The organism is Paraburkholderia sp. SARCC-3016 (genome assembly GCF_031119615.1).
Classification (GTDB): Bacteria; Pseudomonadota; Gammaproteobacteria; order Burkholderiales; family Burkholderiaceae; genus Paraburkholderia.
Window position 1 is genome coordinate 23206 of the sequence record NZ_JAVHZD010000003.1, and the last position, 21711, is coordinate 44916.

18 protein-coding genes are annotated in these 21711 nt (G+C 65.4%); 10 read left to right on the forward strand and 8 right to left on the reverse strand.

Annotated elements, in window-relative coordinates:
* Positions 1 to 17: 17 nt before the first annotated feature.
* The 4 genes from QYH69_RS04195 to QYH69_RS04210 all read right to left on the reverse strand — a co-directional run bounded on the left by QYH69_RS04195 (position 18) and on the right by QYH69_RS04210 (position 4841).
* Positions 18 to 1448, reverse strand: a complete 1431-nt coding sequence (locus QYH69_RS04195) for an aldehyde dehydrogenase family protein (RefSeq protein ID WP_308830659.1) — start codon at positions 1446 to 1448, stop codon at positions 18 to 20.
* A 113-nt stretch (positions 1449 to 1561) separates the two neighbouring features.
* Positions 1562 to 1888, reverse strand: coding sequence for an NIPSNAP family protein (locus QYH69_RS04200; protein ID WP_308830660.1), 327 nt, complete (start codon positions 1886 to 1888; stop codon positions 1562 to 1564).
* Positions 1889 to 2001: 113 nt separating this feature from the next.
* Complete coding sequence (locus tag QYH69_RS04205; RefSeq protein WP_308830661.1) at positions 2002 to 3378, reverse strand: MmgE/PrpD family protein; 1377 nt, start codon at positions 3376 to 3378, stop codon at positions 2002 to 2004.
* A 35-nt stretch (positions 3379 to 3413) separates the two neighbouring features.
* Positions 3414 to 4841: an MFS transporter gene (locus QYH69_RS04210; RefSeq protein ID WP_308830662.1), complete on the reverse strand. Its 1428-nt coding sequence runs from the start codon at positions 4839 to 4841 to the stop codon at positions 3414 to 3416.
* Positions 4842 to 5147: 306 nt separating this feature from the next.
* On the opposite strand from QYH69_RS04210, the gene QYH69_RS04215 reads away from it, so the two are divergent.
* The 8 genes from QYH69_RS04215 (at position 5148) to QYH69_RS04250 (ending at position 14546) form a co-directional block, all read left to right on the forward strand.
* Complete coding sequence (locus QYH69_RS04215; protein ID WP_308830663.1) at positions 5148 to 6068, forward strand: LysR family transcriptional regulator; 921 nt, start codon at positions 5148 to 5150, stop codon at positions 6066 to 6068.
* A 176-nt stretch (positions 6069 to 6244) separates the two neighbouring features.
* Positions 6245 to 7696 carry an FAD-dependent tricarballylate dehydrogenase TcuA gene (gene tcuA, locus QYH69_RS04220; RefSeq protein WP_308830664.1) on the forward strand — a complete coding sequence of 484 codons (1452 nt, stop codon included), beginning with the start codon at positions 6245 to 6247 and terminating at the stop codon, positions 7694 to 7696.
* On the forward strand, positions 7683 to 8921 hold the full coding sequence (gene tcuB / locus QYH69_RS04225) for a tricarballylate utilization 4Fe-4S protein TcuB (RefSeq protein ID WP_308830665.1): 1239 nt from the start codon (positions 7683 to 7685) through the stop codon (positions 8919 to 8921). The genes tcuA and tcuB overlap by 14 nt, the downstream gene beginning before the upstream one ends.
* A 142-nt stretch (positions 8922 to 9063) precedes the next feature.
* Entirely contained in the window at positions 9064 to 10392 is a 1329-nt protein-coding gene (locus tag QYH69_RS04230) for an MFS transporter (RefSeq protein ID WP_308830666.1), read from the forward strand.
* Positions 10393 to 10412: 20 nt separating this feature from the next.
* The gene (locus QYH69_RS04235) at positions 10413 to 11204 is read left to right on the forward strand and encodes a class I SAM-dependent methyltransferase (protein WP_308830667.1); all 792 of its coding nucleotides are present in this window, start codon (positions 10413 to 10415) and stop codon (positions 11202 to 11204) included.
* Positions 11205 to 11339: 135 nt separating this feature from the next.
* On the forward strand, positions 11340 to 12848 hold the full coding sequence (locus tag QYH69_RS04240) for an MFS transporter (RefSeq protein ID WP_308830668.1): 1509 nt from the start codon (positions 11340 to 11342) through the stop codon (positions 12846 to 12848).
* 254 nt (positions 12849 to 13102) lie between these two features.
* A complete protein-coding gene (locus QYH69_RS04245) occupies positions 13103 to 13447 on the forward strand; it encodes a hypothetical protein (RefSeq protein WP_308830669.1) in 345 nt (114 codons plus the stop codon).
* 283 nt (positions 13448 to 13730) lie between these two features.
* On the forward strand, positions 13731 to 14546 hold the full coding sequence (locus QYH69_RS04250; protein ID WP_308830670.1) for a mechanosensitive ion channel family protein: 816 nt from the start codon (positions 13731 to 13733) through the stop codon (positions 14544 to 14546).
* A gap of 132 nt (positions 14547 to 14678) precedes the next feature.
* Here the strand turns inward: QYH69_RS04250 and QYH69_RS04255 are convergent, their stop codons facing one another.
* Complete coding sequence (locus QYH69_RS04255) at positions 14679 to 15365, reverse strand: DedA family protein (RefSeq protein WP_308830671.1); 687 nt, start codon at positions 15363 to 15365, stop codon at positions 14679 to 14681.
* Between the two features lie 328 nt (positions 15366 to 15693).
* On the opposite strand from QYH69_RS04255, the gene mutL reads away from it, so the two are divergent.
* Positions 15694 to 17862: a DNA mismatch repair endonuclease MutL gene (mutL, locus tag QYH69_RS04260; RefSeq protein ID WP_308830672.1), complete on the forward strand. Its 2169-nt coding sequence runs from the start codon at positions 15694 to 15696 to the stop codon at positions 17860 to 17862.
* A gap of 61 nt (positions 17863 to 17923) precedes the next feature.
* Entirely contained in the window at positions 17924 to 18886 is a 963-nt protein-coding gene (gene miaA / locus QYH69_RS04265; protein ID WP_308830673.1) for a tRNA (adenosine(37)-N6)-dimethylallyltransferase MiaA, read from the forward strand.
* Positions 18887 to 18910: 24 nt separating this feature from the next.
* On the opposite strand, the gene QYH69_RS04270 is transcribed toward miaA, so the two are convergent.
* The 3 genes from QYH69_RS04270 to QYH69_RS04280 are packed head-to-tail and all read right to left on the reverse strand — an operon-like array spanning position 18911 to position 21686.
* Positions 18911 to 20515, reverse strand: a complete 1605-nt coding sequence (locus QYH69_RS04270; protein ID WP_308830674.1) for an efflux transporter outer membrane subunit — start codon at positions 20513 to 20515, stop codon at positions 18911 to 18913.
* Positions 20512 to 21480: an HlyD family secretion protein gene (locus tag QYH69_RS04275; protein ID WP_308830675.1), complete on the reverse strand. Its 969-nt coding sequence runs from the start codon at positions 21478 to 21480 to the stop codon at positions 20512 to 20514. The genes QYH69_RS04270 and QYH69_RS04275 overlap by 4 nt, the downstream gene beginning before the upstream one ends.
* A complete protein-coding gene (locus QYH69_RS04280) occupies positions 21477 to 21686 on the reverse strand; it encodes a DUF1656 domain-containing protein (protein ID WP_075158069.1) in 210 nt (69 codons plus the stop codon). The genes QYH69_RS04275 and QYH69_RS04280 overlap by 4 nt, the downstream gene beginning before the upstream one ends.
* Positions 21687 to 21711: the final 25 nt, after the last annotated feature.

A 21711-nucleotide genomic window follows, 5' to 3' on the forward strand; every position in this document is an offset into this window, starting at 1 on the left:
CGGCGCCCGACCATGCCTCATGCTTCGCCGTAGCCCACCATTGCCTTCGTTTCCAGATACTCGCGCAAGCCGGCCTCGCCCCACTCGCGCCCGTTGCCCGAGCGTTTGTAGCCGCCGAACGGTGCGCTGAAATCGGGTGCCGGATAATTCAGATGCACGCCGCCCGCACGCAACGCACGCGCCACCGTGCGCGCACGCTCGACGCTTGCCGACTGCACATACGCGGCAAGTCCGTAGACCGTGCTGTTCGCGATCTCGATCGCCTCTTCATCGTCGTCGTAAGGGATCATCGAAAGCACGGGGCCGAAGATTTCCTCGCGCGCGATCGTCATATCGGGTTTGACGTCGGCGAACACCGTCGGCTTGATAAACCAGCCTTTCGACAAGCCCTCGGGCAGACCGGTGCCACCGGCGACGAGCCGTGCGCCTTCGTCGATACCCGATTGAATCATCGACTGGATGCGCACGAACTGGTTGCGGTTCACGACCGGGCCTAGTTGCGTCGTCACCTTGTCGGTCGCGCCGACCCTGAACGCCTGCGCCGCGCGCGCCGCGATATGCGCGGCCTCATCCATCAGGCGCCGCGGCACGAGCATGCGCGTCGGGCTCGAGCACGACTGGCCCGAATTCGCGAAACACGTATTCACGCCGCGCGTGACGGCGTCGTTCAGATTGACGTCGTCGAGCAGGATATTGGCCGACTTGCCGCCGAGTTCCTGCGCGACGCGCTTCACGGTATCGGCCGCGAGCTTCGCGACCTGAATGCCCGCGCGCGTCGAGCCCGTGAACGACACCATGTCGATATCGGGATGCGCTGCGATCGCGGCACCGACGCCCGGACCGTCGCCGTTGACGAGATTGAACACACCCGGCGGCACACCGGCTTCGTCGAGCACTTCGGCAAACAGCAGCGCACTCAATGCCGAATATTCACTGGGCTTGAGCACCATCGTGCAGCCGGCCGCAAGCGCCGGCGCGATCTTCACGACGATCTGGTTGACCGGCCAGTTCCACGGCGTGATGAGGCCGCATACGCCGACCGCTTCATGCCGCAACCGCGTCGTGCCGCGCTGGGTTTCGAAGGCGAAATAATCGAGCACATCGATCAGCGCATTCAGATGCACGGGGCCGCGCACGGCCTGATTGTTGCGCGCGAAAGTAATCGGCACGCCCATTTCGGCGCGCATGGCTTCGGCGAATTCATCGATACGGCGCTCGTAAATTTGCACGATGCGCTTGAGCAGCGCGACGCGATCCGCGACGGTGCTCGTCGAATACGACGGAAAAGCGCGACGCGCAGCCGCAACCGCACGGTCCACATCGGCCGCGTTGCCGAGCGCAAGCTGATCGAAGCGGACTTCGGTTGCCGGATCGATCAGATCGAACCAGACCGGCGCGAGCGGCGCGACCCATTTTCCATCGATATAAAACTGTCCAACACGAGACATTCCAGGCTCCAGAGTATGAAATCGCCGGCTAAAGCTGCTCGTCAGCCTGCAAAGCCAGGGCCAGCCAGCCGGGCCGCTGCGCGACCGGCTAGCGGGCAGCGCTTCGTGCGGTTCTATCGAAGCGCCGAGAAAGCGGTCGGCGTCAGAAAGCAGTTCTCGATGCGCTCGACGATCGGCTTATCCGCTTCGGTCGCCGCGCGTTTCGCGATCCACTCCTGATCCGACTGAAACGCGTTCCATTTGGTTTCGCGCTCAGCCAGGCTGTCCCACTTGATCATGTACGTCAACGAGTGATTGCTCGAACCGACCAGCGTCGTAAAAAAGCCGATCTGCTCGATGCCGTATTTCTCGAAGAAACCGAGCGTGATGTTGACGAAGCGATCCAGCAGCGCCGGCAGGCGTGTCGGCGCACAGTGATAGACGCGCATCTCGACGATCATTAGAAATTCTCCGTATGGATGGTTAAGGGAAATGCGAAGCCGATGCTAACCCAGCGAAGCCGCCGGTTACGTAAAAGCGCAACAAAATCTGTCGGACCGGCTTCCTTATTTTGCTAACCGGATTCGGTACGTGCGATATGCATCGGTATCGTGGCGTCAGCCGCGGTATCGAGCGTCCACAAGGTGTCGAGCAGGCGTTGCGTGTCGACATGCGGCGCACCGTACGCGGCGAGTTCTTTCAGTTTGGTGTCGAGGTCGGCATCGGAAAGCGGCACGGCAAGGCTGCCGCGGGCGGCGCTGACCGTGCGCGATACGCTTTCGCCCGAGCGCAGCAGCACCGTCACGCGCGCGGCTTCGACGGGCAGGCGGCTGTCGTCGACGAATGCGACGCGGCCCGCGAACGCGCGCACGGCCGGATTCGCCGCGCTTTCGTCGCTGAATTCCGCGAGTCCCGCGCGGCCTGTCGAAAGCGTCACCGCCACACTATGCTGTGCGCTGACCTGCGCTTCGCGGCCGCTGCGAATGCCGGGCCGGTCGGTACGCTCGCGCAGCAGCGGGTGGCCGAGCAGTTCGACACGCTCGATATCGGCCAGCGACCATTGCTTGCCGCGTGCAAGGTCGAGGCAGGCTTCGATGACGGGGTTCAGCACGACGCCGCACGGATACGGCTTGTACGTGTTGGCCTGCAACGCCCAACGGCTGCCGAGCTGCGCGGTAAGCGCATCGAAATCGGGTTGATCGGAGCACACACGCACGAAACCGCGTTCGCCTTCGATTGGCTGCGCCGGTCCGCTCAATCCCTCGCGCGCGAGCAACGCCGAGAGCAAACCATTGCGCGCCGCATTGCCGACACTCACGCTTTTCGCCATCGTGCCGAGCGTTTCGACAAGTCCGCCCGCCTGGGCGGACGCGTGGCCCAATGCATGGGCCGTCTGCCCGGCATCGAGGTTGAGTAGCTTCGCCGCGGCTGCCGCCGCGCCGAATACGCCGCAAGTCGATGTAATGTGCCAGCCGCGCTGGTAATGCGACGGCGACACCGCATTGCCGATCCGGCATTCGATTTCGACGCCGAGCACGAAGGCGAGCAGCAGCGCCTCGCCGCTCATGGTCGTACTTTCGCCAAGCGCGAACAGCGGCGCGGCGACCGGCGCGGTCGGATGGATGATGGTCGGCAGATGCGTGTCGTCGAAATCGTGCACGTTCGCGGTCATCGCATTGAGCGCGGCCGCGTTCAGGCAGTCGGTGCGTTCGGCGCGGCCAATCAGGCTCGCGTCGCAACCGGCGCGATAACGGCGATAGACGCTCACGGCTTGTTCGATCGACGGATCGGCGCAGCCTGCGAACGCGACGGCGAAATAATTGACGAGCGAGCGCTTCGCCTCGTGCCGAACTGCGTCCGGAATATCGCTCCAGCGCGTGCGCTCGACGAATTGCGCGAGTTGCCGCGTCGGCGCAAGCGGTTCTTCAGCAGAAGTCGTGCGTTGCTGCATTGGCTATCGTTCCTTTACTGAACACGGGTTCTCGCTTACCGGCTGGTGATCGCGGCCGCCGCGCGCTCACCCGCGGCATGCGCGTCATCACCGGTTTCAGCGGCGATCGCTTCGAGCGAACGGTTTTTCGTCTCCGCGCCAAGCACACCGACAATCAACGCCTGCAACAATAGCGTGCCGACGATCAACGCAATCACGCCGCTAATGCCGAAGCCCGCAAATGCGGCCGCGACACCATACGGCACGGCGATGCTGACCGCACGGCCGATCGTGTTGGCGAGACCCGAGCCGCGCAAACGCAATTCGGTCGGAAACAGCTCGGGTACATAACTCGCGACGCTGAACGACGACAGCACATAAATGCATGCGGTGATGGCAAAGCCGAGCATCGTGATCGTCGTTGCGGTTTGCGCGAACGGATACGCGACGCCGAACCCCACGCAAACGAGCGAGAACGCGACAATGCCCCATTTGCGCCCGACGCGCTCGGCCAGCGCAAATGCAATCAATGAGCCGACCGGACCGCCCGCGAACATCACGGCCGTAAGACCGAGCGAGTTCGAAATGCTGTGCCCCTGTTTGACGAGGAAGGTCGGAATCCAGCTGACGAACGCGTAGTTCACGATAAACAGCGCGACGAGCACCGTGATGGCCGTGATCGTGCGCGTCAGTAGCCGCCGCGAGAACAGTTCGGACAGACGCGCTTCGTTTCGCGTTGCGACGTTCGTTGCATCTTGCGCCGCTTGCCGCGCGGCCGCGCGCGCCGACTCTCGCGATGCGGCGGGGTCCACGCCGCACGCGGTCTCGACGCGCGCGACGATCGCTTCGGCTTCGTCGGTTCTGCCACGCGCGGCGAGCCAGCGCGGCGACTCGAGCATCGACTTGCGCAGGAACCAGACGACGAGCGCACCGCAGCCGGCGATCGCGAACATCCAGCGCCAACCGTAATGCGGCACGATGAGCCAGCCGAGGAACGTCGACAGAAACAGCGACGTATTGATGATCAGATTCAGGATCGTGCCGAAGCGGCCGCGCCACACGGCCGGAATGAATTCGGAAAGCGTCGCATAGCCGACGACGATCTCCGCACCCATTCCAAGGCCCATGACAAGCCGGAAGAAGATAAGCCAGTAAATCGACGGCGCGAGCGCCGCGGCAATCGACGCAAACCCGTAAATGCCGAGATTGATCTGATACGAGAAGCGGCGGCCGTAGCGGTCGCCGAGCACGCCCGACAGCCACGCACCCGCCATCATCCCGATGAAGGTGACCGATACGAAGGTCGCGTTGAGCTTTAGCGTCGATTCGCCGCTGTGAATCAGCGCGGCGAGCACAGTGCCTGCAATATAGATATCGAAGGAGTCGAAGTACATGCCGGCCGCGATCAGGCCGAGCAGACGCCAATGAAAACCTGACAGCGGCAGGCCGTCGAGGCGCAAGCCGATCGTCGATGAATCACGCATGCTGAGTGTCTCCGCTCTGCTCTGCTGTGGAAATTCCGCCGAAACCAGATGAACGACATGTTCTTGTTTTGAGATGATTATATTCCTGTCATACAATCTGTCAAGCAGATTGGCGCACGAGATGCGTCGGCTCCTGGCCCTACCGTCAGCTTTGCGAGCATTTGCGCATTGGCGCATTGGCGCATTGGCGCATTGGCGCATTGGCGCATTGGCGCATTTGCCGCATTTGCCGCATTTGCCCGCATTTGCCTTTTCCGACCCCACTCCGGACAATGCCGCTCAACGGCTACCCAAGCGGGGAACACAATGGAATTGCGTCAGTTGCGGTATTTCGTCAGCGTCGTCGAGCACGGCAGCATGGGCAAGGCGGCACTCGAACTCGGCGTCGTCACGTCCGCGCTGAGCCAGCAGATCAGCCGCCTCGAAAGCGAGCTCGCGACGCGCCTCTTGCAACGCACGTCCGGCGGCGTCGTGCCGACCGACGCTGGGCTCGCGTTCTGGCGCCAGGCGCAACTGGCACTGCGACACGTGGACGACGCCGCACTCGCCGCGCGCCAAGCGCGGCTGTCGGGCCACGTGACGGTCGGCCTCGCAACGAGCACGAGCGGCGTGCTCGGTCTCGCGTTCATGCGCGCGATGCGCGAGCGCTACCCCGATGTGCGGCTGCGCATGGTCGAAACCCTGTCGGGCTTTCTCGCCTCGATGCTCGGCGCGCGGCAGATCGACCTTGCAATTCTCTTTCACGAAGAACCCGCGCAGCGCTGGAGCGTGATGCCGCTGCTCGACGAGCGGCTGTTCCTGATCGGCGCGCGCGATCTGCCCGGCATGCCGGCCGCGAGACGCGTACGGCTCGCGAAGCTCGGCGCGCTGCCGCTGATCCTGCCGAGCGGCCCGCACGGCCTGCGCACGACGCTCGCCGAATCGTTCAAGCGTGCCAGATTCGAGCCGCGCATCGTCGCCGAAGTGGACGGCCTCGCCATGCTCATGGATGCGGTGCGCGGCGGCCTCGGCGCAACGATCCAGCCGGGCGCGGCCCTGGCACGGGCCGAATATGCGGGGCTTGCCAGCGTGGAAATTGCGGACGCCGATGCGGTGCGGCCGAATCTGCTGGTCAGCGTCTCGGACGACGAACTGTCGCCGGCGGGGCTCGCCGCGCGCGTGGTGCTCGCGGATACGGCGCGCACGCTGGTGAGCGAAGGCCGCTGGCTGGGCGCGCGGCTGCGTTGACGGGAAACTGCCGCGAATCGCCCGAACGTCTTCACGAAACGTGAAGACCTGTTGCACACCGCCTTCTTGCGGCAATCGGCGGCGCCGACTACATTGCGGCCCTTGCAAGCATAGCCTGCATGGGACCGGAGCAAGCCGCTCAAGCGCCGGCTCCGATCGACACAGGAGACTCCCACATGGTCGACGTATTAGTCATCGGGGGCGGCAATGCCGCGCTGTGCGCCGCGCTGATGGCGCGCGAAGCCGGCGCATCGGTGCTGCTCCTCGAATCCGCTCCGCGCGAATGGCGCGGCGGCAATTCCCAGCACACGCGCAATCTGCGCTGCATGCACGACGCGCCGCAAGACGTGCTCGTCGAGGCATACCCGGAAGAAGAGTACTGGCAGGATCTGCTCAAGGTCACGGGCGGCATCACGGACGAATACCTGGCGCGCCTCACGATTCGCGCGTCGTCGACGTGCCGGCCGTGGATGCGCAGGCACGGCGTGCGTTTTCAGCCGCCGCTGTCAGGCGCGCTGCACGTCGCGCGCACGAACGCATTTTTTATGGGCGGCGGCAAGGCGCTCGTCAATGCGTACTACCGCAGCGCCGAAGCGCTCGGCGTGCAGATCCGCTATGAGACGCCGGTCGATTCGATCGAACTCGACAACGGCCGCTTCGTCGCCGCGAAAAGCGGCAAGCAGCGTTTCGAGGCACGCGCGTGCGTGCTTGCGGCCGGCGGCTTCGAATCGAACCGCGAATGGCTGCGCGAAGCATGGGGGCAAAACGAGCGCGGCGAATGGCCGGCCGATAACTTCCTGATTCGCGGCACGCGCTTCAACATGGGCGTGCTGCTCAAGCACATGATCGAGGACGCGCACGCTGACGCGATCGGCGATCCGTCGCAATCGCACTGCGTCGCGATCGACGCGCGCGCGCCGTTGTACGACGGCGGTATCTGTACGCGCATCGATTGCGTGTCGCTCGGCGTGGTCGTCAATCGCGACGCCGCGCGCTTCTACGACGAGGGCGAAGATTTCTGGCCGAAGCGCTACGCGATCTGGGGCCGGCTCGTTGCGCAACAGCCGGGGCAGATCGGATATTCGATCATCGATTCGAAAGCGATCGGCCGTTTCATGCCGCCCGTGTTTCCGGGCGTCAAGGCCGATACGCTGCCCGAGCTCGCGAGCGCGCTCGGCCTGCCCGTCGACAGGTTCATGAATACCGTCAACGCCTATAACGCGGCGTGCCGGCCCGGCACATTCGACCACACGAAACTCGACGATTGCCGCACCGAAGGCCTCACGCCGTCGAAGACGCACTGGGCGCTGCCACTCGATAAGCCGCCGTTCTACGGTTACGCGCTGCGTCCGGGAATCACGTTCACGTACCTCGGCCTCAAGGTCAACGACCGCGCACAGGTGCATTTCGGCGGCAAGCCGAGCGGGAACCTGTTCGTCGCCGGCGAGATGATGGCCGGCAACGTGCTCGGCAAGGGCTATACGGCGGGCGTCGGCATGTCGATCGGCACCGCGTTCGGCCGCATTGCGGGCCGGCAGGCCGCCCACGTCGCAAAAGGACAGGCGCTGACCGACTGGACGGCCGATGCCGCAAACGAACCAACCGGAGTAGAACGTGCAGAAGCTTGAAGCACTCGCGCACGATGCGCAGCAACTGGCGGCCGGCCGCGACAGTACGCGCCACGGCGGCGCGCAGACGCAGCCGGCACGCGATACGCGGCAGACCATCCGCGTGCTGCCGCTGACCGAAAACGAAACCGAGGTCGCGCGGCAGATGCAGATCTGCAATGCGTGCCGCTATTGCGAGGGTTTTTGCGCCGTGTTCCCCGCGATGACGCGCCGCCTCGAGTTCGGCAAGGCCGACGTCAATTACCTCGCGAACCTGTGCCATAACTGCGGCGCGTGCTATCACGCATGCCAGTACGCACCGCCGCATGAATTCGCGGTCAATGTGCCGCAGGCGATGGCGAAAGTGCGTCTCGACACCTACAGCGAATACGCGGTGCCGTCGTTCATGGGCGCGCTGTACAAGCGCAATGGCCTCACGCTGTCGCTCGCGCTTGCAGTCGGCCTCGCACTGTTTCTCGTGCTTGGTATCGCAATGAACGGGCCGCTCTTCGGCACGCCGCTCGCCGGCAACTTCTATGCGATCTTCCCGCACAACCTGCTTGCATTGCTGTTCGGCATCGTGTTCGTGCTCGCGATCGTGTCGCTCGGCATCGGCGTGACGCGTTTCTGGCGCGATGTGACGGCGGGAACCGCGTCGAGTCCGACGGCAGGCGGGGCCGTTGCGGAAGCAACGAAAAACGCGCTGACGCTCAGGTATCTCGACGGCGGTCACGGCGACGGCTGCAACGAAGCCGACGATCGCTTCACGCTCGCGCGGCGGCGCTTTCACCACTTCACGTTCTACGGCTTCATGCTGTGCTTCGCCGCGACGGTCGTCGCAACCTTCTATCACTATTTCCTCGACCTGCACGCGCCGTATCCGTTCGCGAGCGTCCCGGTGCTGCTCGGCACGCTCGGCGGCGTCGGTCTGCTGGTCGGGCCGGCCGGCTTGCTGTGGCTCAATGTGAAGCGCGATCCGGCACGCGGCGACGCCGCGCAAAAACCGATGGATCGCGGCTTTATCGCGCTGCTGCTGCTGACGAGCGCAAGCGGCCTCGCGCTGCTCGCATGGCGCGATACCGCGGCGCTCGCATGGCTGCTCGCCGCGCACCTGGGCGTCGTGCTTGCGCTCTTCGCGACGCTGCCCTACGGCAAATTCGCGCACGGCATTTATCGCAGCGCCGCCCTGCTCAAGTCGTCGATCGAAAAAAGACAAGCGAATAGTTTGAAGCTCGGTTCGGAATGAGTTAGCGTACGGGGCGCGCTGATTCGAGGCCCCCGAAAGGCCACAAAAAAGCTAAAAAATGGCCTCATTCCGGCCACATTCCTTTCTAAATGAAAGAAATCTAGAGCAACCAAGGTTCAAACTACGCGTTACGGAATCACCCATGGAGACAAACATCGTGTCCTCTTCGGCCACCACGTCCCTCGCGGCGCAGACAACCCGGTCGAAGGCGGCCGCCGTGCTGCGGGTCACGAGCGGCAATTTTCTCGAGCAGTTCGACTTCTTCCTGTTCGGCTTTTACGCCACCTATATCTCGAAGGTATTCTTCCCGACCGGCAGCGAGTTCGCGTCGCTTATGCTGACTTTCGCAGTGTTCGGCGCCGGCTTCCTGATGCGGCCGCTCGGCGCGATCGTGCTCGGCGCGTATATCGACGAAGTGGGCCGCCGCAAAGGTCTGATCGTCACGCTGTCGTTGATGGCGAGCGGCACGATCCTGATCGCGTGCGTGCCCGGCTATGAAACGATTGGCCTGCTCGCACCGGTGCTCGTGCTGATCGGCCGCCTGCTGCAAGGCTTCTCGGCCGGCGCGGAGCTGGGCGGCGTGTCGGTGTATCTGTCCGAGATGGCGACGCCGGGCCGCAAGGGCTTTTATACGAGCTGGCAGTCGGCCAGCCAGCAGGTCGCGATCATCGTCGCCGCGCTGCTCGGCTACGCGCTGAACGCATGGATGCCCGCCGACACGCTGCATGCATGGGGCTGGCGCATTCCGTTCTTCATCGGCTGCCTCATCGTGCCGTTCCTGTTTCTGCTGCGCCGCTCGCTGCAGGAGACCGAAGCATTCGCTGCGCGCAAGCATCATCCGACCGCGCGCGAAGTGTTCCGCTCGATGCTCGCGAACTGGACGACCGTGATCGCCGGCATGCTGCTGACCGCGATGACGACCACGACCTTCTACCTGATCACCGTGTATACGCCGACCTTCGGCAAAACCGTGCTGAAGCTGTCGACGGCCGATAGCCTGATCGTCACGCTGTGCGTCGGTATCGGCAACTTCGTCTGGCTGCCGATCGGCGGCGCGGTGTCGGACCGCATCGGCCGCAAGCCGTTGCTGCTGCTGATCACCGTGCTCGCCATCTTCACCGCGTATCCGGCGCTGTCGTGGCTTGCCGCCGCACCGAGCTTCGGCCGCATGTTTATCGTGCTGATGTGGTTCTCGTTCTTCTTCGGTGCCTACAACGGCGCGATGGTCGCGGCGCTGACGGAAGTGATGCCGGTCGAAGTACGCGTCGCGGGCTTCTCGCTCGCGTTCAGTCTTGCCACCGCGTTGTTCGGCGGCTTTACGCCGGCCGTCTCGACGTTCCTGATCCAGTCGCTGCACGACAAGGCCGCGCCAGGTTACTGGCTTAGCTTCGCGGCCGTGTGCGGACTGATCGCCACGCTGATCCTGTATCGCAAAGGCGGCGCCGCGCAGCGCCTGCAGGACGCCGCGTAATCAGCACGCCGGGCACGCTCATGACCGATCCCATTCCGTTCGTCCCCGACCGTTTCAGGCATGCGGCCGCGCACTATCTGACCGGCCGCGCGGCATACTCGCCGCGATTGATCCGGCGCGTGGCGCTTGCCGCGGGACTCGACGGCACCCAGCGCCTGCTCGATCTCGGCTGCGGGCCCGGGCAGTTGTCGATTGCGTTCGCGTCGTGGGTCGCCGGGGGACTCGCGCTCGATCCTGAACCCGAGATGTTGCGCATCGCGTCGGAACTCGGCGCGGGCATCGCGCCGAATATCGCCTTTCGCAATGGCAGCTCGTACGATCTCGGCGACGACACGGGGCGGTTCCGGCTCGCGGTGATCGGCCGCGCGTTTCACTGGATGGACCGCGCCGACACGCTGCGGCGCCTCGACGCGCTGATCGAGCCAGGCGGCGCGGTCGCGCTATTCGGCACATCGCAGCCTGAAAGCGCGACCGAGCCGTGGATGGCGGAGTACCAGCGCCTGCTCGATCAGTATGCGCAGGCCGACCCTGCCCGCGCACGCCGCAGATCCGACGACTGGGTCGGCCACGAAGCGATGCTCATGCAATCGGCGTTTGCGTCGATCGAGCGTATATCGGTCGTCGAGCGGCGCCGCGTGCCGGTCGACGCGTTGATGATGCGGCCGCTTTCGATGTCGAGCTTATCGCGCAGTCATCTGGGCGAACGTCTCGATGAACTGATGAGCCGTCTGAAGCAAGTGCTCGATGCGCACGCGCGCGACGGCTGGCTCGACGAGTGGGTCGAGTCGACGGCGGTGATTGCGCGGCGCTGAGCGTCGCCATTAAAGCGGCTTCGCTGCGCGCCGCCGCGCGGCAGCGCCGCATGAGCTAATAACGAAAATAACGTTGCCGGGCATCGTAAGGCGCCCGTACCATCACGGCTTTGCGCGTTTTTGCGCGCCCGCCGCATGTCCACCTCCCTTGCCCCCGAACGCGCCGCGGCGCCGGCCCAACAGGCCGCTCCGGCCCGTGCGCTGATCCGCTGCGCCGCGGATGTCTCCACTCTCGTCAACCAGGGCGCCGCGGTCGGCAGCGACGCACGCATCGTCGTGGCGATCGCGCTCGGCGGCGTGTTTCTCGATGCCTACGATCTCGGCGCCCTCGCATTCGGCCTCAAGGACGTCGCGCGCGAGTTCTCGCTGACGCCGGCCGGTACCGGTTTCGTGGCCTCGGCGATCACCTTCGGCGCAATCGTCGGCGCATGCCTCGGCGGCTTTCTGACCGACCGCATCGGCCGCTATCGCGTGTTTATGGCCGACATGTTCTTCTTCGTGGTCGCTGCGCTCGCGTGCGCGCTCGCACCGAATGCCTGGGTGCTCGGCGGCGCGCGTTTCGTCATGGGTCTCGGCGTCGGCATCGATCTGCCGGTCGCGATGGCGTTTCTCGCCGAGTTTTCGCGACTGCGCGGACGCGGCAACAAGGCCGCGCGCGTCGCGATGTGGTGCCCCGTCTGGTACGCGGCGATCAGCGTCTCGTATCTGCTCGTGCTCGCCTTCTACGCGATGCTGCCGGCCAGCCACCAGCCGCTGCTCTGGCGACTGATACTCGGCTTCGGCGCCGTGCCCGCGCTGATCATCATCGCGATCCGCAGCCGCTATATCAGCGAGTCGCCGGTGTGGGCCGCGAACCAGGGCGACCTCGCGGGCGCCGCGAAAATCCTCAAGCGCTCGTACGGCATCGATGCAGCGGTCGCGCCCGATGCGCTGCAGGGAACGGCGGCTGCAAATAACTCGCCGCGGCGCGCCTCGTGGGCCAACTACGGCGCGCTGCTGCGCGGCGTCTACCTGAAGCGCACCGTGCTCGCGACGGTGATCGCCGTCGCTTCTTCGTTTGCCTATAACGCGGTAGCGTTCGGTCTGCCCGTGATTATCTCGAGCTTCCTCGCCCAATCGATGCTGACGACGATCCTCGCCTCGCTCGCGCTCAATCTCGCATTCGCGTTCGTCGGCGGGTTGATCGCCGTGCGCACGGTGCCGAGAACAGGCGCGTGGAAGCCGACCGTGCTTGGCTATACGTTCCAGCTCGCCGCGCTCGTCGGTCTCGCGATCGTCGGCAAACCGGCGGGCGGCGTACAGGTTGCGATTGCGGTCGCGCTGCTCGGCGCGTTCCTGCTCGGCCAGGGCTTCGGTCCCGGCTCGCACAGCATGACCTTCGCCTCGCTCAGCTATCCGACGTCGCTGCGCGGCGTGGGCGTCGGCTTCAACCAGACGCTGATGCGTGCAAGCTCGACCGTGTCGCTGTTCCTGTTCCCGGTGCTCGCTGCCGCACTCGGCACGCGCGTGTTCTGGATCATCGCGGCCGCGCCGCTCTGCGGTCTCATCGCGTTGCTCGCGATTCGCTGGGAACCGTCGGGTTATGACGTCGACGCCGAAGATTTCGCGACCGGCTCGACGACGGCCGCAGCAAAAGCACGCTGACACCGCGCACTAACGGCCAGATACAGGCTGCGACGCAGAAGGCTCATCGGGTAACCGGTGAGCCTTTTTTGCATTCCAAAGCTTTCGAGACCGAAGCGTGCAACCAGCTATTTATTGAGAGAGAAAGGCATGCAATGATCGCGCGCCGCCTCGCTGCGCGGTGTTGCAACAGCTGTGCAACACACGCATCGCGAAGCGCCCGGCAACGCGCGGTCGTGTCGCGTTCTCCTTTGTGCTTTTCTGCTCCGATATCGATGCTCGAGCTTCTCCTGTTTCACCTGCTTTGGATGTTCGCGCTGCTTGCAGTCGTAGTGGCCGTTTGTTGCGTCGTCAACTGGCTATGGCCCAACGAGTCGCTCGACGGCTTGCGCATCTTCATGGCAGTCTCGCTCTTCGCGCTGGCCTTCGACGCGGCACTGACCTTTCTCGTGTTCGCCGATTCGCAACAACGTTATGGCAAGTTCAGCACGACCGTTGCGTTTGCCGGGCGCGCATGCGCATATGGACTCGCTGCAGCAGCCGGCTTCTGTTTCGCACGATTGCGCGAGCAACGGCGGTCGCGCCGGTTTCAAGCATTGCGCATGAATGCGGTGCGATAAGCGAGCGTACCGCGCCGCGAGCGACGTGCGGCAATGCGGGAATACGGCTTGCTAACGCCCGCGCGCTCGACTATAACTCTCCCGAAAACCGCGGGAAGGACGAGCCCGGCCGGCCGTCACGCGAGGTGCGCCGTCTCACCGCTGCCCGGCAAACGCATCCGCATTAGAACAACGCAGTGACAGGGCAACGGCGGCGCGGCCGCACGTTAGCGCCACGCAGCACCCTGCATCCGTTGCAGTCAATCGAACGAAGCGCAAACCCACCGACTCGAGCGAGGACATCGTGGACCTTGAAACCGTACGCGTTTTCATGATGACCCGCGGCATCGACTTCGGAACCAAAGTACTTGCCGCCATTGTCCTGTGGATCATCGCGCGCTGGGTCATCGGACTCGTCACGCGCATGCTGCGCGCCGTTCTCGAACGCAATAGCCGTGTCGACCCGACACTCGCGCACTATCTCAGTTCGATTCTTGGCGCGCTGCTGAACCTGCTGCTGATTCTCGCGATTCTGCAGGTGTTCGGCGTGCAGACCACATCGTTCGCCGCGTTGCTCGCGGGTCTCGGTCTTGCCATCGGCACCGCATGGGGCGGCCTGCTCGCGCATTTCGCGGCCGGCGTGTTCATGCAGGTGCTGCGACCGTTCAAGGTCGGCGATTTCGTCACGGCCGGCGGCGTCACGGGCACGGTACGCGAACTGGGGCTGTTCGGCACGACGCTCGTCACGCCCGACAACGTCACGACCATCGTCGGCAACAACAAGATCTTCTCCGACACGATCTCGAACTACAGCGCGCTGCCCGTGCGCCGCGTCGAGCTGACCGCGAAGATCGCCAACGGCGTCGATCCCGTCGACGCGGCGAACCGGCTGCGCGCGGCCGTGGTGCGCATTCCGAATGTCGCCGGGGACCCCGCGCCCGATATCGAAGTGCTGTCGTTCACGCCGGAAGGACCGATGCTGTGCGTGCGCCCTTACACGCATACCGACCACTACTGGCAGGTCTATTTCGACACGAATCGCGCGATTGTCGAGACGTTCAGGGAAGCCGGCTATCCGACGCCTGAAACGCCGTTCGTGCGCCGCACGGCGGCGGGTTGAGCTCAGCAGGCGGCATAAATACAAAGGGCATCGCAATCGAAGCGATGCCCTTACGTCCTGCCGGATGCGCGCTTCATTGCGCGCTTCATTGCACGATGCCTGCCCGTCGGACCGACGAGGCGCTCACCGCCTTCACTGTCCGCCCGTCTTGCGCGCCGAAGTCGCCGGCGCCCGTCGTCGCGCGACTTTCCACAATGCGCCCAACGCAACCGGCACGATCGCCGCGCCGATACCGACCAGCACGATCACGTTCAGATACTGACGGATAAACGGAATGTTGCCGAAGAAGTATCCGAGCAGCACGAGCAGCAACACCCAGAACAGCGCGCCGGCGATGTTGAACAGCTGGAAACGCCGCACGGACATCTGCGATGCGCCCGCGACAAACGGCGCGAAGGTCCGCACGACCGGGATGAAACGCGCCAGCACGATCGTCTTGCCGCCGTGTTTTTCGTAGAAGTTGTGCGTCTTGCGCAGCGCTTCGCGATCGAGAAACCGTTCGAGCACAGGAATATGCGAATCGAAAACCCGCACGCCGATCGCGCGCCCGATCATGTAGTTGACCGTGTTGCCGGTGACGGCCGCGATGACGAGCAGCACGATCAGAAAACCGATGTTCATCGCGCCGCTCGCCGCGAACGCGCCGCCGATAAAGAGCAGCGAATCGCCGGGCAGAAACGGCAGGACGACAAGACCTGTTTCGCAAAACACGATCAGGAAGAGGACCGCGTACACCCATGCGCCGTACTGGCGAATGAAGTCGCCAAGGAAGGCGTCGATATGCAGGACGAGGTTGACGAAATGCAGCAGCGTATCCAAAAAGACATCCTCTCAAGAACGTGGATGGTGAGGCGTGTCGGCGCGCGCCTGTGGTCCGACGAAAAGCACGCGCGAAGGGACGCATACATAGCGTACGCACCTTCTGGCGCAGCATCCGAAGTACCCGATGCAGCGAGGCGCCCAGCGGCGCATAACACAAAACGACACAACACGCCCGGTCCGGAAATGCGACCGCGCCATGATACCGAAAGTGCTGGCTTCAATATTAAGAAATTATGGGCAGCGGAGCGCGGCGGAGGCGATGCCAGCGGTGCGCGCAACGCAATCGGCCGACTGCGGCCTCGCGGCGAATCGCTATAATTCCGCCATGTCCGAATTCCGCGAACCGTCAGACGGCACGGCCGCGGGCGCCTGCCCCGCGCCCGCACAAGCTTCGATTGCCGCCGCCCCTTCCCGCGCATTGCGCGCGGCGCGCGCGCCACGCTCGATCCAGCCCTTGCCCGATCAGCTGATCAGCCAGATCGCCGCCGGCGAAGTCGTCGAGCGGCCCGCGTCGGTCGTCAAGGAACTGCTCGAGAACGCGCTCGACGCCGGCGCGACCACGCTGCGCATTCTGCTCGACGAAGGCGGCGTCAAACGCATTTCGATCACCGACGACGGCTGCGGCATCCCCGAAGCCGAACTTGCGCTCGCACTGACGCGGCACGCGACGAGCAAGATCCGCTCGCTCGCGGAGCTCGAAGCGGTCGCCACGCTCGGGTTTCGCGGCGAAGCACTCGCGTCGATCGCATCGGTATCGGAGATGGCCATTACGAGCCGCACCGGCAACGCCGCGCACGCGACGCGCATCGATGCGAATACCGGCGCGCTGACTCCCGCGGCCGGCACGCAGGGCACGACGATCGAAGTGCGCGAGCTGTACTTCAATACGCCGGCGCGCCGCAAATTCCTGAAGAGCGAACAGACCGAACTCGGCCATTGCATCGAGATGGTCCGCCGCGTCGCACTCGCGCGGCCCGACGTCGCGATTTCGGTGCTGCATAACGGCCGCGCGGTCGAGCACTGGAACGCGAGCGATCCGGCGGCACGCGTCGCGAAAATTCTCGGCGACGCGTTCGCCACCGCGCACCTGCCGCTCGACGAAGCGGCCGGCGCGCTTGCCGTGTACGGCTGCGCCGGCCTGCCGACCGCGAGCCGCGGCCGCGCCGACCAGCAGTACTTTTTCGTGAACGGCCGCTTCGTGCGCGACAAGCTGCTTACGCACGCGGTGCGCGCCGCTTATGAAGACGTGCTGCACGGCGACCGTTATCCGTCGTATGTGCTGTTTCTCGATCTGCCGCCCGAAGCGGTCGACGTGAACGTGCATCCGTCGAAGATCGAGGTGCGCTTTCGCGATTCGCGCTCGATTCACCAGTTCGTATTCCATGCCGTGCAGCGCGCGCTCGCGCGGCATGCGGGCGCGTCGCCGGAGACCACGGCGGGCGGCCATGCGGCGCATATCGAACCGCCTGGACGGCCGGGGTCGTTTGGATCGACGCCGCCCGGCGGCGCGGCCGGCATCGGCGGCAGCGGCGCAGGCCTCGGCGGCGGCGCATCGTCGTCGGGCGGCGGCAGCAGCCGCTTCGGCAGCAACGCGCCACCGTCGGGCACGACATGGATGCGCGATGCGCGGATGCGCCAGGGCACGTTGCCGGTCGCGCAGCCGCTTGCACTCTACGACGCGTTGTTCGGCCGCAAGGATACGGACGCCGCGCTTTCGTCCGCGTTTTCGTCCGCGTTTTCGTCCGCTTCTTCGTCCACTTCTTCGTCCGGTTCGCCATACAACGCGACGGCATTCGACGCATCGACCGCGCCCGTCGCGCGCGATGCGAACGATGCGCCATCGCCGTTCGCGGCGCAGCCGTCCGGCGCTGCCGCCGTCGACACGTTCAACACATTCGACGTCGCCGACGAGCAGCCGCTCGGCTTCGCGCTCGGCCAGATTCACGGCATCTACGTGCTCGCGCAGAATACGCGCGGGCTCGTGATCGTCGATATGCACGCGGCGCACGAGCGCATCCTGTACGAACAGTTCAAGAACGCGCTCGCCGACCGGACGATCGCCGTGCAGCCGCTGCTGATTCCGCAGTCGATGCCGGCCGATCCGGTCGAGATCGGCATCGTCGAGGAAGAGCGCGAGACGCTCGACGCGCTCGGCTTCGACCTCGCCGTGCTGTCGCCAACGACGCTTGCGATCCGCGCGGTGCCCGCGCTGCTGAAAGACGCCGATCTTCCCGCGCTCGCGCGCGCGGTGCTGTCCGATCTGCATGCGTTCGGCGGTTCGCGCGTGCTGACCGAGCGTCAGCACGAACTGCTCGGCACGCTGGCTTGCCATCACGCGGTGCGTGCGAACCGGCGTCTGACACTCGACGAAATGAACGCGCTGCTGCGTCAGATGGAAGCGACCGAGCGTGCCGATCAATGCAATCACGGGCGTCCGACGTGGTACCAACTGACGCTGTCCGACCTCGATCGGCTTTTCATGCGCGGACAATGAACGCATCGCAAGTCGATGCGCGCGCAACGATTGCATGCACTGACGCCGCGAGCGCATCGTCATGACTCGCGTCGCCGCCCCGCTTCCGATCGCCTGCGTGCTCGGCCCGACCGCTTCGGGCAAAACCGCGGCGGCGCTCGCGTTCGCGGCGCGGCGGGCCAGCGAGATCGTCAGCGTCGATTCGGCGCTCGTCTATCGCGGCATGGATATCGGCACCGCGAAGCCGACCGCGCACGAACGTGCGCAGGTGCCGCATCATCTGATCGATATCGTCGATCCGGCCGACGCCTATTCGGCTTCCGACTTTCGCACCGACGCGTTGCGCGCCATCGATGCGATCGTCGAGCGCGGCCGCGTGCCGTTGCTGGTCGGCGGCACGATGCTGTACTACAAGGCGTTGACGCAAGGCCTTAACGACTTGCCCGCCGCCGACGCCGCGCTTCGCGCCGAACTCGAAGCCGATGCCGCGCGCGACGGCTGGCCCGCGCTGCATGCGCGCCTTGCCGCCGTCGATACGCAAACAGCCGCGCGGCTTGCGCCGAACGACGCGCAGCGCATCCAGCGCGCGCTCGAAGTCTTCATGCTGACGGGCCAGCCGATGTCGACGCTGCTTGCGGCGCCCCCACGCGACGATCGAGCCACGGCGCGCTATCGCTTCGTGCCGGTCGCGCTCGAACCGTCGGACCGCGGCATGCTGCATGTGCGGATCGCGCAGCGCTTCGATGCGATGCTCGAGGCCGGCTTCGTCGATGAAGTGCGACGGTTGCGCGCGCGCGGCGATCTGCACGCCGGACTGCCGTCGATGCGCTGCGTCGGCTACCGGCAGGCGTGGGCGTATCTCGACGGCGCGATCGATTATGCGACGATGCGCGACAAGGGCGTGTTCGCGACGCGGCAGTTATGCAAGCGGCAGTTGACGTGGCTGCGCGCGATGCCGGAACGGATCGTGATCGACTGCTGCGCGTCCGATGCGACCGAACAGGCGCTGCACGCGCTGGAGCGGGTCGTCGACGCACGCGTGTAACGCTCGCGGCCCGTAAGCAGCCGTCTATTCGCTCGTCTGCGAGCCTCGCTGAGCGCCGGCGCGTTCCTGCGCGGCCTGTTGCGTCCGGTCGCCGGAACCCGACTGCGAGCCGCCGGGCTGCGCGGCCGGCTGCTGCATAAGCTGCTGCGCGCCGCCTTGCGTCCCTTCCTTCGCCCCGCCCTGCGCCTCTTCTTCCCACCCGCCGCCGAGCGCAAGAAACAGATTGACCCGATCGACGGCGACCGTCGAGCGCGCCGCGGCGACCTGCGCATCGACCGAGGTCAGCGTGCGGGTCGCGTCGAGATCGGAGATAAACGACTCGCGGCCGCTCGTGTACAGCTGATGCGTCTGATCGGCCGACTTGCGCGCCGATTGCAACGCCGTTTCGAGAACCTGCGCGCGCTGCGTGTCGAGGCTGTACGTGGCAAGTGCGGACTCGGTCTCGCGCAGCGCGTTCAGCACGACGGAATCGAAACGCGCGAGCGACGCGGCTGTCGACGCCTCGGCCTCGTGCACCTTCGCGCGCTGCCCGTTCACCGGGAACACCCAGCTGATCATCGGCCCGACCGAGTAGTAGGCGGTCGGCGCGGTGCCGATGTCGGATGCGAGGCCGTTGAAGCCCGCACTCGCGCCGAGGCTGATGGTTGGATACAGCGCCGCCGTCGCGACGCCGATGCGCGCGGTCGACGCCGCAAGCTTGCGCTCCGCCTCGCGCACGTCGGGCCTGCGCTTGAGCAACGCGGCGCCGTCGCCGACCGGTAGCGGCTCGCCGATCTGCGGCAGTTTCGCGCAGTTTCTCGCGGCGGGCGGCAGGTCCTGCGGCGAGCGCGCGAGCAGCATCGCGAGCCGGTATTGCGCGACGCGCTGGCGCAACATGAAGCGCGGGATCTCGGCCGCAATCGTGTCGCGCTGCGTGATGCCGCGCGTGACGTCGGGCTCGTTGCCGCGGCCCGCCTGGAGAAGCCGTTGCGATACATCGACGCGCTCGCGTTCGAGCGCGAGCGAATGCTGCGCGATCGCGAGTTCTTCCGCGGCCGCGCAGTTTTCCACGTACGAACGCACGACATCCGCGACCACCGTGATGCGCACGAGATCGCGCGCGGCTTCGACCGCATCGTCGTCGGCCTTCGCTGCTTCGATGCCGCGCCGCAGCTTGCCGAACAGGTCGAGTTCGTACGACACGTTAAAGCCGATGCCCGCAAGCGTCTGCGGCGGAATCTTGTCGGTCAGAAACTGTTCGGGCGAAAGCTGCGAGTACTGCACCGCTCCCGACGCGTCGCCGCTGAAGCCGTATTGCTCGCGTGCGAACTGCACTTCGGCGCGCGACGCCGCGAGATTCGCGACCGCGACGCGCAAGTCGCGGTTTTCCGCCAGCGCTTCTTCGACAAGACTGTTCAACACCGGGTCGTCGTAGAGCCGCCACCAGTTCGGCGGGACCGGCTGCTGCGTGACGAGCGGATCGTTCGCGCCTTCGATCGGCGCGTTCGCGAAGTTCGAGTTGACGAGCGCGTCTTTCGGCAGCGAATAGTTCGGGCCGACCGTGCAGCCGGCGAGCAACGCGACGAAGGCGGACACGAGCACGCAATTGCGCACCGTCGTCCGCTCCGCCCAGCGCGCTTTGCCGTTCATCTGAGCGCTCCGAGCACCCGCTCGAACCACAGCGCGAAGCGCGATTGCGGCGCCGACGCGGCATCGGGCGCCGACGCCGCGCCCTTGCCGATCGGCCGCAGTTCCGGACCGCGGACCAGCACGGTCGCGGTCCGCCCGGCGATCATCTGGAAATCCTGCGGCACTTCGTCGAGCGCGACACGCACCGGAATGCGCTGCGCAAGCCGCACCCAGCTGAACGCCGGGTCGACGTTCGGCAGCAGGTTCGGCGTGCTGTTCGTGCGGTCGCGGTCCTCGATCGCGGCGACGATGCTGACCACGTGGCCGCGCAACAGCTTCGGCTCGCCCATCACCGCGATATCGACGGCCTGCCCGATGCGGATATGCCGCATCTTCGTCTCTTCGAAGTAGCCGTCGACGCGGAACGAGTGGGCATCGACGATCGACAGCACGGGGTGGCCCGCGCTCGCGTATTCGTTCGGGCGCGGCGCGCGGTCGTTCACATAGCCGTCGACGGGGCTCACGATCGTCGTGCGCTGCAGGTTCAGGCGCGCGGTGTCGAGCGCGACCTGCGCGAGATCCATCTGCGCGCGCGCCTCGATCGCGCGCGCGTGGCTTTGCTGCAGCACCTCGGTCGCGACGAGGTTGCCCAGTTGCTGGTTGCGCACGTCCTCGCGGCGTGCCTCGTCGTAAGTCGCCTTGCGCTGGGCGAGCGTCGCGACCGCCTCGCGATACGCGAGCGCGTAGCGCGCCTCGTCGATCACGAACAGCACCTGGCCTTTTCTGACCGGCTGGTTATCGACGACGTGGATATCGGTGATCCAGCCGGAGATGTCGGGCGAGATCTGCACGATATCGGCGCGCACGCGGCCATCGCGCGTCCACGGCGAGAACATGTAATAGTCGATCACTTTCCATAGCACGAGCGCGGCCGCAACGGTCGCGATCAGCGTCAGAATGACGGAGAACACCGAGATCTGTTTCACGCGCCGAACCGCCTCGTTAGAGCCACGACCGCACCGAAAATGAACACGTAGATGCAAAAATCGAAAGCAGCCCGGTGCCAGACGAAGCGATAGAAGCCGGTCAGCGCGAGCAGCGCGACCACGCCGCGCTTGATCAGATACGCGACCAGCATCAGCACCAGGACGGTGGGCACGAACACGCCGACGATATTGATTTCCCCGATCATGACTTTCTCTTTGGGTTCAGGTGTA